Annotated in this window: 12 protein-coding genes; 2 read left to right on the forward strand and 10 right to left on the reverse strand. The window is 52.9% G+C overall.

Annotated elements, in window-relative coordinates; genetic code table 11:
* Positions 1-34: 34 nt before the first annotated feature.
* Complete coding sequence (locus tag CG67_RS05345; protein ID WP_025901948.1) at positions 35-793, reverse strand: SDR family NAD(P)-dependent oxidoreductase; 759 nt, start codon at positions 791-793, stop codon at positions 35-37.
* A 116-nt stretch (positions 794-909) separates the two neighbouring features.
* On the opposite strand from CG67_RS05345, the gene CG67_RS05350 reads away from it, so the two are divergent.
* Positions 910-1,809 carry a LysR family transcriptional regulator gene (locus CG67_RS05350; protein ID WP_025901949.1) on the forward strand — a complete coding sequence of 300 codons (900 nt, stop codon included), beginning with the start codon at positions 910-912 and terminating at the stop codon, positions 1,807-1,809.
* A gap of 203 nt (positions 1,810-2,012) precedes the next feature.
* On the opposite strand, the gene dtpA is transcribed toward CG67_RS05350, so the two are convergent.
* The 9 genes from dtpA to add form a co-directional block, all read right to left on the reverse strand.
* Entirely contained in the window at positions 2,013-3,476 is a 1,464-nt protein-coding gene (gene dtpA, locus CG67_RS05355) for a dipeptide/tripeptide permease DtpA (protein WP_029989575.1), read from the reverse strand.
* A gap of 539 nt (positions 3,477-4,015) precedes the next feature.
* Positions 4,016-4,648: an endonuclease III gene (nth, locus tag CG67_RS05360; protein WP_025901950.1), complete on the reverse strand. Its 633-nt coding sequence runs from the start codon at positions 4,646-4,648 to the stop codon at positions 4,016-4,018.
* Complete coding sequence (locus CG67_RS05365) at positions 4,648-5,370, reverse strand: electron transport complex subunit E (RefSeq protein ID WP_025901951.1); 723 nt, start codon at positions 5,368-5,370, stop codon at positions 4,648-4,650. The genes nth and CG67_RS05365 overlap by 1 nt, the downstream gene beginning before the upstream one ends.
* On the reverse strand, positions 5,367-5,996 hold the full coding sequence (rsxG, locus tag CG67_RS05370; protein ID WP_025901952.1) for an electron transport complex subunit RsxG: 630 nt from the start codon (positions 5,994-5,996) through the stop codon (positions 5,367-5,369). The genes CG67_RS05365 and rsxG overlap by 4 nt, the downstream gene beginning before the upstream one ends.
* Positions 5,997-5,999: 3 nt before the next feature.
* The gene (rsxD, locus tag CG67_RS05375) at positions 6,000-7,058 is read right to left on the reverse strand and encodes an electron transport complex subunit RsxD (protein ID WP_025901953.1); all 1,059 of its coding nucleotides are present in this window, start codon (positions 7,056-7,058) and stop codon (positions 6,000-6,002) included.
* On the reverse strand, positions 7,059-9,584 hold the full coding sequence (rsxC, locus tag CG67_RS05380) for an electron transport complex subunit RsxC (RefSeq protein WP_025901954.1): 2,526 nt from the start codon (positions 9,582-9,584) through the stop codon (positions 7,059-7,061).
* On the reverse strand, positions 9,577-10,155 hold the full coding sequence (gene rsxB / locus CG67_RS05385; RefSeq protein WP_025901955.1) for an electron transport complex subunit RsxB: 579 nt from the start codon (positions 10,153-10,155) through the stop codon (positions 9,577-9,579). The genes rsxC and rsxB overlap by 8 nt, the downstream gene beginning before the upstream one ends.
* Positions 10,155-10,736, reverse strand: coding sequence for an electron transport complex subunit RsxA (rsxA, locus tag CG67_RS05390; protein WP_025901956.1), 582 nt, complete (start codon positions 10,734-10,736; stop codon positions 10,155-10,157). Before rsxA ends, rsxB begins: the two co-directional genes overlap by 1 nt.
* Positions 10,737-10,914: 178 nt before the next feature.
* The gene (gene add / locus CG67_RS05395) at positions 10,915-11,913 is read right to left on the reverse strand and encodes an adenosine deaminase (protein ID WP_025901957.1); all 999 of its coding nucleotides are present in this window, start codon (positions 11,911-11,913) and stop codon (positions 10,915-10,917) included.
* A gap of 230 nt (positions 11,914-12,143) precedes the next feature.
* On the opposite strand from add, the gene CG67_RS05400 reads away from it, so the two are divergent.
* Positions 12,144-12,392: a hypothetical protein gene (locus tag CG67_RS05400; RefSeq protein ID WP_025901958.1), complete on the forward strand. Its 249-nt coding sequence runs from the start codon at positions 12,144-12,146 to the stop codon at positions 12,390-12,392.
* Positions 12,393-12,508 lie beyond the last annotated feature (116 nt).

The raw sequence follows: 12,508 nt of genomic DNA on the forward strand, positions 1-12,508 counted from the left end.
GGTCCTTTTGGCCTACCGGTGTTACCCTGTCACGTCAGAGCGCTAACCCCCCCGACACTTCAATGCGTTGTGCATTGATCCAGCCGCTCTCATCACTCAGCACCATGGCGATAGCATCCCCTATATCATCAGGTAAGCCAACGCGCCCCAGCGCAGTTTGCGAGGCAATGGCCGCGTTAACCTGCTGATTATCACGGGTACGTCCGCCACCAAAATCAGTTTCCACCGCGCCCGGAGCCAGTACGTTTACTCTGATACGCCTCCCGCCCAGTTCTTTAGCCTGATAACGGGTGAGGACTTCCATTGCACCTTTGACTGCCGCATAAGTCGCCGATCCCGGGAAAGTGACGCGTGTCAGGCCACTGGAAATATTCAAAATACGACCGCCGTCCCGGAGTAATGGCAGTAATTTCTGTGTGAGGAAATACGGACCTTTAAGGTGGACATTGACCAGTGCATCGAAGTCCTCTTCCCGCGTTTCAGAAAATAACTGATAGTGACCATGTCCGGCATTATTGATCAACATATCGAAATCCTGACGTTGCCAGACTTGCTGTAACACCGTGCGAAGTTGCTCAGTAAACCGGTCAAATTGTGCAGTCATCCCTACGTCCAGAGGCAAGGCGACAGCATTAACGCCAAGGTCACGGATCTCTCTGACAACGGCTTCTGCTTCTTCGGCATGCGAGCGGTAGGTCAGGACAATCCCGATGCCACGGGCGGCAAGTTTCAGTGCTCCGTTTTTACCCAGGCCACGATTGCCCCCGGTGATGACTGCGATACTGTTTTTCATCATTTTTCTCCGCCGATAAAAGGATTAACGGAATCCATCATATTGATCGCCAGCGATGTGATAAAGTTGGCAAAACAGATATCACTGTTTCAATATCAACAACAATCGGCAGGGTTATGGATAAAATACAGGCAATGCAGGTATTTGTCCGCGTTGCGGAAGCAAACAGTTTTACGGTGGCCGCGGACAGTCTGGGGATACCGAAGGGCAGTGTTTCCAGGCAGATACAGGCACTGGAAAAAAATACCGGCACCCGTTTGTTACAGCGCACGACACGGCGTGTCTGCCTGACGCGGGACGGGGAACTCTATTACCACCGCTGCCTTGAACTACTGGGTATGCTGGAGGATATGGACACACTGTTCCGGCAGGAACCGTCCACACTGAACGGAACGGTGAGGGCTGATATGTCGGTGGCGCTGGCGACCGGATTTGTGCTCCCCCGGTTACCTGAATTTCTGCAGCGCTACCCCGGGTTGCGGGTTGAACTGAGCAGCAGTGACAGCCAGGCCGATTTGATCCGTGACGGACTTGACTGTGTGGTCAGGGCAGGAGAACTGGCAGATTCAGGGATGATGGTACGTCATATCGGGTATCATCGAATGGTTAACTGTGCCAGCCCTGATTACCTTGCCCGCTTTGGGTTGCCTTTGTCACCGCAAGCCCTGTCACAGCATACGATGGTGCATTACACACAATACCTGGGTAAACCACCGTCAGGATTTGAATATTACGACGGCAAAAAAAGCCATTATTTCCCGGTCCCGGGAGCACTCACAGTAAACAGTACCGAAACTTACCGCGCAGCCTGTATTGCCGGCCTGGGGATCATTCAGGTACCGGCAGGCAGTGTAAAGGCATTACTGGCTCAGGGAGCATTACTGGAAGTGCTCGCAGACTATCCGGCCAGACCTATGCCTGTGTCGCTGCTGTATCCCTATCGCCGGAATGTTCCACCGCGGGTGCAGGTATTTATGGACTGGCTGAGCGGTATTTTACAGGAATATACGGACTGACTGCTCACCAGGGCCGCAGTCAATGGTGTACCGGGTTGAGAGTGGTCAAAGGGCTGTGTATTGCGTGAATACCGTGGCCGGTAAGAGATACCCGACAAATGGCAGGGCAAACATCAGGCCAGGATCACCGGGGAAATCCCCTGTAAACGGATAAAAAAAAGCCAGTCAGCAATGCTGACTGGCCTGGCAGGATCCGGACGGGTTTAGTCGCGGATCATTTTATTCAGCAGCGGGGCTGAAATCAGCATAATCACAGCAATCACTAAGGTATAAATCCCGATCTCTTTAAAGACGTGGCTGTATACACTCAGGGACATCAGTGGATCAGTCACATCTTCAGGCACAGCCATCAGACCAGCGACTTTACCTGAAATCACCGCGGCACAGGCCGTCGTCAGGAACCATGAACCCATGATGAAGCCCATCAGACGCTGAGGAACCAGCTGAGCGACCATGGCCAGACCCAGGCCTGAAATCATCAGTTCACCGACGCTCTGCAATGCGTAGCTGAGGATCAGCCAGTTTACAGAAACAATCCCTTGCTGAGTCGCATACTGTGCACCCAGTGGCAGTACCAGGAAGGCCGCAGAACACAGGAACATACCGATAGCAAATTTCAGCGGCATCGGCAGGCTGTTACCCAGTTTATTGTAAGCTGCTGCCAGAAGCGGGCTGGCAACCATGATCCAGAACGGGTTCAGTGCCTGGAACTGTTCCGGCTCAAAATGGATACCCATAATTTCATGCTGGACGTTACGGATAGCAAAGAAGTTCAGTGATGTTGGCATTTGCATATACAGGACAAAGAAGACAATGGCTTCCAGCATCATGATAAATGCAACGATCATTTTACGACGAGCAGCACCTTTCAGAGCAAACGTTTCTTTCGCAAAGACCAGCAGAATACCGATAGCAATGACCAGAAGTGCCATACGGGCAATGCTCTGGTGATGCAGCAGCATAGTGGCAACAGCAACCAGCACGACCACGCTGACCAGGGTCGCAACCAGCTTACCGAAATGCAGAGGCGCGAAGTCCGGTGCAGAACCATAATTCTTCACCAGGGACTTCATGCTAAGGAAGTTAATCAGGGTGATCGCCAGTCCCACTACAGACAGAGAGAACGCAACGCTCCAGCCGTATTTCGTCGCCAGCCATGGGGTCAGCATCATTGAGAACAGTGAACCGATGTTAATGGACATATAGAACATCGTGAACGCACCGTCGAGGCGGGAGTCGCCTTTCTCATAGCAGGTTGACAGCAGAGAAGACGGGTTGGCTTTAAACAGTCCGCTACCGACGGCAATGGTCGCCATGCCGACATAAACCATTGCGACATTGTGGCCGGAGAAGGTAATAAAGGCATAACCCAGAGCCAGTACAATCACCCCGAGGGTGATCACGCGTTTGGTCCCGAGGACTTTATCCCCCAGCCATCCACCGATAGCCACCATGCCATAAACCATGGCACTGAACGAAGAGAACAGGGTGATGGAATCAGCTTCTGACATCCCCAGTTGTTTGACCAGGTATACAGCCAGGATAGCCTGTAGCCCGTAAAATCCGAAACGTTCCCACAATTCAATGGAGAAAATCAGGTAGAACGCTTTCGGTTGCCTGAATGCGTTCAGGCTGACGGATTCATTATGTTTGTTTGCAGCAGACACTTTAACCTCGGTGTGTTTTAACCCTGTTTAACGTCAGGAATTAAGTGCTTTTCATGCGTAACTTTTCACATGATTTTGTTATGTATTGAATAGCCTGAGTCAGAAAGTGACAATAAATCAGGCAGAGCAGGAGTATGGTGAAATAGCATACAGACTACGTTGCGTAGATTTTAAAGTTGTTAACCCGGCGATCAATGTTATTAAATATTGGAAAATCGTGAATTTTCCTAAAAAGAGAATAATAAATTCCCCCGCATAATGCAAAATAATGTTTCTGTGGTATTGATCCCGCAGGCGAACGGATAAGCAGAAGTAAAAGTTATCAAAACACCCATAAGCAATATCTGTTGCTATAGAGGACGATAAATCCGGATTATCAGGCTGTCAGGCTTTTTCAGAAACGTGATACTAACCGGATAAATAGTAGCCCGGGGAAGGGCTTTTGCTGACGGGAATAAGAGGAAGACAATAAACTGATGTCCGGAAGAGTTTCTCAGCCCTGATGTATGACAGAGCTGAGGCTCTCCCGGACCCCGGGGTTATTCGGTCTTTTCGCGATATTCACATAAATCTTCGATAAGGCAGGAACCACACCGGGGCTTACGGGCAATACAGGTATAACGGCCATGAAGGATCAGCCAGTGGTGGCAGTCGACCTTGAATTCTGCGGGAACAACTTTCAGCAGTTTCGCTTCCACCTGGTCTACATTTTTACCTGGTGCAAACCCCGTACGGTTGGATACCCGAAAAATATGGGTATCTACGGCGATAGTAGGCCAGCCAAATGCGGTATTCAGTACCACGTTGGCGGTTTTACGTCCGACGCCCGGCAGTGCTTCCAGCGCTTCGCGGTTTTCCGGGACCTGTCCCTGATGTTTTTCTGTCAGTATCTGACAGGTTTTAATCACATTGGCTGCTTTGGTATTAAACAGGCCGATGGTCTTAATGGCTTCACGGACACCTTCAACCCCCAGTTCCAGCATTTTCTGCGGGGTCGGGGCCGCAGCAAATAATCCGACAGTCGCCTTATTAACACTCACATCAGTGGCTTGTGCCGAAAGTAAAACCGCAATCAGTAATTCGAACGGGGAGGTAAAATTAAGCTCCGTGGTCGGGTGAGGGTTGTTATCCCGCAACCGGCTGAGTATCTGATAACGTTTCTCTTTATTCACTACACTTTCCCTGCAGATACCTGAGCTGCTGTCACTGTCTGTCCGGTTACTGTCACGGCAGCCTGTTCAGCTTTACGCTCTGCACGCTGACGGGTACGTTGATCTATCAGGTATTTCGCGGCCAGTAACATGCCCAGACCGATAAACGCGCCAGGAGGCAGCATCGCCAGTAACATCGGGGAATCGAAGTGAAACACCTGAACGCGTAGCACTTTTGCCCACGGGCCAAGCAACTGGTCGGCACCATTAAAGATAGTCCCGTTACCGATAATTTCCCTCAGTGAACCCAGCGTAACCATCGCGCAGGTGGCACCCATGCCGATAGAAAAACCGTCCAGTGCTGACAACGCAACATTTGATTTTGACGCGACGGCTTCGGCGCGACCGACCACAATACAGTTGGTGACAATAAGAGGAATAAATATCCCTAATGACTGGTACAGACTATGCGCATAGGCACTGATCAGCATCTGCACGCAACTGACGACAGAGGCGATAATCATTACGTAAATCGGAATACGGATTTCTGAAGGCATCCAGCGGCGTGATAACGAGATAGCGCTATTGGTAATGGTCAGCACCAGTGTGGTTGCCAGCCCGAGTCCCAGGGCATTGGTCGCTGTTGATGTTACTGCCAGTAACGGGCATAGCCCCAGTAACTGCACCAGAGCCGAGTTGTTTTTCCAGAGGCCTCCGACCAGTAGTTTTTTAGCTTCACTCATGGGTTTCCTCCACAATCAGGCAGTGATGAAAGTTGTGATGGCAATGTTTCAATATACAGGGTAGTGCGTTTTGTCGCATTCACCACCGCACGGGGTGTGATGGTCGCCCCGGTAAACTGGTCAAAATCACCCCCGTCTTTCTTCACCGCAAAATGTTTATCATCAGCACCGTGCAGAACCACACCGGAGAAGTGGGTGATCCAGTCAGAAATACGTAGCTCAATTTTATCACCCAGGCCCGGCGTTTCATGTTGTTCGGTGACCCTCACCCCCAGAACTTTACCGTTAAAATCGGCACCGACCAGCATCTGGATATTACCGGAATAGCCATCCGGGGCTGTGGTTTCCAGTGCTACGGCAACGGGCTTTCCGTCCTTACGGGCCACATAGAGGTGGTGAGGATCCATATTTCCCAGCGCCTGATTGCGTACGATGTAGCACTCCTGCTGTAATTTATTGTTATACAGTGAAGGAGGAACCACCTGATCGAGCAAGGTCTTTTGTTCCAGCGCCATCTGATGCTCAACCGTTGGTTTGGTCACCAGGTTAATGACTGCCGTCATCCCGGTGGTGACCGCAGCAAAGACGGCCAGAGTAATGCCATTTTTCCGGATAGTATCGAGCATCGGTTATTCCTTACGATGGCCATACACCCGTGGCTGAGTGTAATAATCAATTAACGGGACACAGATATTTGCCAGTAACACGGCGAAAGCCACACCATCGGGATAGCCGCCAAAGCTGCGTATAAGCCAGGTCAGTAACCCGATCAGCGCACCGTAAATCAGGCGGCCTTTATCCGTTGTGGAGGCCGAAATCGGGTCGGTTGCAATAAAAAAAGCACACAGCATAGTGCCACCGGAAAACAGGTGCATCATCGGTGAGGCAAGATGGCCTGGTGAGAACCACCAGCCAAGGGTGGCACAAACAGCCAGCGAGGCCAGAAAACTCACCGGGATATGCCAGCGGATAGTCCGGTTGGCCAGCATAAACAGCCCGCCTGCCAGGAACGCTACATTTACCCACTGCCAGCCGAGGCCAGCCAGGATGCCTTTAAACGCAGGTTCAGACAATAACTGTGCCGCGGTATGCCCGGCACGCAGTCCGGTTTTAAAACCATCCAGAGGTGTGGCCTGGCTGATACCGTCTACCCCAAGCTGCAGGGCCTGCATTGACAGACCGCCGGTAGTATGGGCGGTGAAGATCATACTGAGACAGTCAATAAAACCGGGTCGTACCGATTGCAGTGTCTCCGGGGGAAGCCAGCTGGTCATTTGCACCGGGAATGAGATAAGCAACACCACATAACCGACCATGGCCGGGTTAAACGGGTTCTGACCCAGTCCGCCATACAACTGTTTCGCGATAATAATAGCGAAGGTGGTACCAATGACGATCAGCCACCAGGGGGCCAGCGGAGGTAAACTCACACCGAGTAGCAGGGCGGTTAACAACGCTGAGTTATCAGAAAGTACCGGCAGCACCGGCTGACGGCGTAAGCGCAGGACGAGGCCTTCTGCCACCCAGGCGGTGATAGCCGCCAGAGCGACCTGAATCAGGTTACCGTAGCCAAAATAATACCATTGGGTCATCAGGCCCGGCACGGCAGCCAGCAATACCAGTGTCATTATCCGGTTAGTGCTGCGCCGGTTGTGAGTATAAGGGGAACTTGCGATACGAAAAGCCATTTAATCCTCGGTGGTCGAATTCTGCAACACAGGCGTCGCGGGCTGTTGATTTTCAGAACCGGAGGTTCCGGCGGCGGCTTGTGTGGCCTTTTTTGCTTTGGCGCGGGCAATGGCAGCGGCGACAGCGGCTTTACGCGGGTCTTCAGCAGCGGTTTCGGCAGCCGGCGCAGCCGTCACTGGTTCAGCGGCGGTATCCGCAGCCTGGGCGGCTTTCTTCGCTTTAGCGCGGGCAATAGCAGCGGCGACAGCGGCTTTACGCGGGTCTTCAGCAGTGGTTTCGGTATCCGGTGCAGCCGCTACCTGTCCAGCGTCGGCATCCGCAGTCTGCGTGGCTTTCTTCGCTTTGGCGCGAGCAATGGCGGCAGCGACAGCGGCTTTACGCGGGTCTTCAGCAGTGGTTTCGGTATCCGGTGCAGCCGCTACCTGTCCAGCGTCGGCATCCGCAGTCTGCGTGGCTTTCTTCGCTTTAGCTCGGGCAATAGCAGCAGCGACAGCGGCTTTACGCGGGTCTTCAGCAGTGGTTTCGGCATCCGGCGCAGCCGTCACCGGCTCAGCGACAACGTCCGCAGCCTGCGCGGCTTTCTTCGCTTTGGCGCGAGCAATGGCGGCAGCGACAGCGGCTTTACGCGGGTCTTCAGCAGTGGTTTCGGTATCCGGTGCAGCCGCTACCTGTCCAGCGTCGGTATCCGCAGCCTGGGCGGCTTTCTTCGCTTTAGCGCGGGCAATAGCAGCGGCGACAGCGGCTTTACGCGGGTCTTCAGCAGCGGTTTCGGCAGCCGGCGCAGCCACTACCGGTTCACCGGCGGTATCCGCAGCCTGAGCCGCTTTCTTCGCTTTGGCACGGGCAATGGCGGCCGCGACAGCATCTTTTCGGTCATCAGTCTCTGTCCCGGCAGCGGCTTTTTCTGCCTGGCGGGTACGGGCCTGTGCTTTACGTGCTTCACGCTGAGCAATAACCTCAGAATTGTCCGGTGTACTACCGGCCTGAACAACGACATCACCTTCGGTGCCGGCAGATTTACTTTTCACTCTTTGCAGCGCGGCCGTTATTTGCTGTTGCTCACTGGCAGAAACACGACGTTTTGCTTCAGCATGGCGAGCTTCACGGGCCTCTTTATCCCGCTCCAGTCGTTGCTGACGGGCCTCGAAACGCGCCTTCGCTTCGGCGGTTCGCCGGGCTTCGAGATCGATCTCCAGCAGTTCAGCTTTTTCCTGACGGTAGTACTGTACCAGCGGAATATTGCTCGGGCAGACATAAGCACAGGCACCGCACTCAATGCAATCATTCAGGTGATAGGCTCTGGCTTTATCATGGTCACCGCCCTGACAGTACCAGTACAGCTGCTGTGGCAACAGACCGGCAGGGCACGCATCGGCACAGGCACTGCAGCGAATGCAGGACTGTTCCTCCTCGTTATTCCCCATTTCTGTGGCCGACGGGGCCAGCAGACAGTTGGTAATTTTCACCATCGGTACATCGAGTGAGGGCAGTGTAAAGCCCATCAGCGGTCCGCCCATGATCACCATCTGTTTGTCATCCGGGGTAAAGCCCGCGAATTGCAGAAGATGGCTGACCGGCGTACCGAGGCGTCCCCAGACATTACGTGGCTGGCTCAATGCTTCACCGGTCAGAGTGACGACACGCTCAGTCAGAGGCTCGCCATCAATAACCGCGCGTTTTACCGCATAGGCTGTTCCCACGTTTTGCATCAGTACACCGATATCAGCAGACCGCCCACCGTGCGGCACTTCACGCCCGGTCAGGATTTTGGTCAGCTGTTTTGCCCCTCCGGAGGGGTATTTGGTCGGAATAACGCGGATCTGTAAATCCGTATCATTGCCGAGGGCGGCTTTCAGGCTGCGGATAGCTTCAGGCTTATTATCCTCGATGCCAATCAGTACCTGATCAGCCTGCAGAATATGGCGCAGGATCCGGCTACCGGTCAGCACTTCTGCGGCATAGTCCTGCATCAGCCGGTCATCGGCGGTAATATAGGGTTCACACTCAGCAGCATTGATGATAAGGACCTTCACTCCGCTCAGGCCGCCTTTCAGTTTGGTGGCGGTCGGGAAACCGGCTCCGCCCAGTCCGGCGACTCCGGCCTCATGGATCCGGCGAATGAGCACCTGCCGGTCTGTCTGCAGGTAATCAGCGATTGGCTGACGCTCAATCCAGCGATCTTCCCCGTCAGGGCGAATAAATACCGAAGGCTCAGCCAAACCGGAAGGGTGGGCGGTCATATGCGGGGCAATGGCTGTCACGGTACCGGATGTCGGGGCATGTACCGGTAACATCCGTCCGTGTCCGAAGGTCAGGGGTTGTCCGCGTAAAACATGATCGCCGGGTTTGACCAGCAACTCACCTTCCTGACCGATATGTTGTTTCAGCGGAATGATCAACTGTGCCGGTAACGGGATTGCCGCTAACGGTGTACCGTTTGACTGGGTTTTCATCTCCGGCGGATGGATACCCCCTTTGAAGTCCCAGATTTTATCGGCACGAAAACGAGAAAACAGATTAAGCATGATGTTCTACCGGAATAACACGGACCGGGATGGTATTGAGATCCCATTTCCAGTTAGCAGTGGTGGCGGGGACCGGACGCATCTCGATACAGTCTGTCGGGCACGGGGCAACGCATAAGTCACACCCGGTACAAAGGTCGGTCAGTACCGTATGCATCGCACGTGTGGCTCCCACAATGGCATCGACCGGGCAGGCCTGAATGCACTTGGTGCAACCAATACAGTTGCTTTCGTCAATCCAGGCAACTTTACGTTCCGGGGCTTTGGCTTCTTCTCCGCCATCCACCGGCTGGGGTTCGACGTTCAGTAACGCGGCCAGTTTGAGCATGGTCTGCTCTCCACCGGGGGCACACTTGTTGATCATCTCACCGTGATTACCTACCGCGTCCGCGTAAGGGCGGCAGCCGGGATAGCCACACTGTCCGCACTGGCTTTGTGGCAGTAATTCGTCGATCTGTTCGACAATCGGGTCTTCTTCTACTTTAAAGCGGCGTGAGGCGTACCCCAGCAGAGCGCCGAATACCAGACCTAAGATACTCAGCGAAATAACCGCAATCCAGATAGCACTCATCAGAACTTCACCAATCCGCTGAAGCCCATAAAGGCCAGTGCCATCAGGCCGGCGGTGATCAGAGCAATAGAAGAGCCTTTAAACGGTGCCGGAACATTCGCCAGGACCAGACGTTCACGGATGCCGGCAAACAGCACCATGACCAGAGAGAACCCAAGCGAAGCGCTGAACCCGTAAAGCGCGGCCTGCAGGAAGGTATGCTTCAGGTTCACACTCAGCAGAGGAACTCCCAGTACCGCACAGTTAGTGGTGATCAGCGGCAGGAAGATCCCCAGCAGGCGGTAAAGTGACGGGCTGGTTTTACGTACCACAATTTCTGTGAACTGTACGGTGACTGCGATCACCAGGATATATGCCATGGTACGCAGATAGACCAGGTCCAGAGGAACCAGAATAAGGTGATTCACCAGCCACGCGCAGATGGAGGCCAGAGTAATTACAAAGGTTGTCGCCAGTCCCATCCCGATGGCGGTTTCCAGCTTTTTGGAAACACCCATGAAGGGGCAGAGGCCGAGAAACTTCACCAGCACAAAGTTATTCACTAACACTGTGCCAATAAAGAGCAATAAATAATCAGTCATTGTCGTGCCATGGGTTTTGAAAGGTGAGTATTATCAGGGATCAGGCTGGCTATAACAACCTTGTTAAATCTTTTGCTACGGGGTATCGCACTCAGAATTAAATTATTGAACAATTACACATCAATATGCCGGCGGAAAACGATGACGGCCCCGCAAAACAGGGCCGTTAACGGGCGACTTAACCGGCAACTTTGCGGCGCAGTGCCTGTTTTTCTTCAGCACTCAGAAACGCCATATACAAGCCGTTCTCCTGTGCCTGACGAATTTCGTCGGCATTCAGACCGGCAGCCGGAGCGGCAACCTGATATTCATGAGGTAATTCAATGCCCTGAACCGCCGGGTCATCGGTGTTAATACATGCCATCACACCGTGTTGCAGGAATTGTTTCAGCGGATGTACATCCAGTGACGCTACGGTGCTGGTCTGAATATTGGACGTCAGGCAGGATTCAATACCAATACCATGTTCAGCCAGATAATCCATCAGGGCCGGGTCCTGAATGGCTTTAACCCCATGACCAATACGTTCTGCACCCAGTTCATGAATAGCCTGCCAGATACTTTCGGGACCTGCGGCTTCGCCGGCATGGACGGTGACACGGAAACCGGCATCACGGGCGCGGGTGAAATGATTCAGAAACTGATCCCCCGGGAACCCCAGTTCATCGCCGGCCAGATCGACGGCAGTGATATGGTCGCGGTGCGCCAGCAGGCCTTCCAGTTCCTGCAGGCAGGCTTTATCACCGAAAGTACGGCTCATAATACCGATCAGTCTGACCTGGACGCCATAGTGTTCACAGCCCTGGCGAACTCCTTCGATAACGGCTTCTACCACACCCTCTACCGGCAGACCGTGACTCATCGCCATATAGCCTGGTGAGAAACGCAGCTCAGCATAATGGATATTAGCTTGCGCCAGGTCAGCGACGTTTTCAAACGCCACACGCCGACAGGCCTCAAGACTGCCTAAGACTTTGACACCCCAATCGAGTTTTTGCAGAAAGCTGACTAAGTCCGGTTGGGCAGACATCACCTGAACATGGGGCAGCAGAGAGGGAAGATCATTGGCAGGTAAGGCAATATTAAATTCTCTGCCCAGCTCCAGAATTGTGTTAGCTCTGATATTCCCGTCAAGATGACGGTGGAGGTCTGTCAGGGGAAGTGTGGTATCGATCATCGTGCACCCGGATTAGTTTTAAAAAGTGCGGCACATTATAAAAATATCCGGGGGTAAAATGCCAGAGATTTACCATCTGATTTAGCGGGGAGGAGGGTTATCTGACTGAATAATAGGCCATTAAAGGATATTAATCCTTGCTATGTGTAAGGCTATATCGATTAGTATATTCGATTGAATGGATAAATATTTCGCAATATAGTAAAGGAGGTCAATCGGGGGTCAGTAAAATGTTAAAAGATTATCTTAAAATTGATGAAGGCGACCAGCTGGAACATGCTGATGTTGTTAAGCTGAAAAATCGTGGTCAGGAAGAAGTTAATCAATGGATTATCGTGGATAAAGACGGTGCACAGAAGGGTACGGTTTCACTCTATGACAAACTGAATTGCCGTCGTTCCTATTCAGCCAATTATCGTATCACTCAGCGTGACCTGAGCGGTCGCATTGTGGTTGACCGCCTGACGGATGCGCTGTAAACGTCTCCGGTAAATACGGATAGCCGCTGCCGGCTGAAAACAGCCATTTTCCGGTCAAAAAAAACGAATCCCCGGGGATTCGTTTTTTTATGGGCGTATGGTCAGGTGCCGTTGAA

The organism is Tatumella sp. UCD-D_suzukii, assembly GCF_000611875.2.
Classification (GTDB): domain Bacteria; phylum Pseudomonadota; class Gammaproteobacteria; order Enterobacterales; family Enterobacteriaceae; genus Tatumella; species Tatumella ptyseos.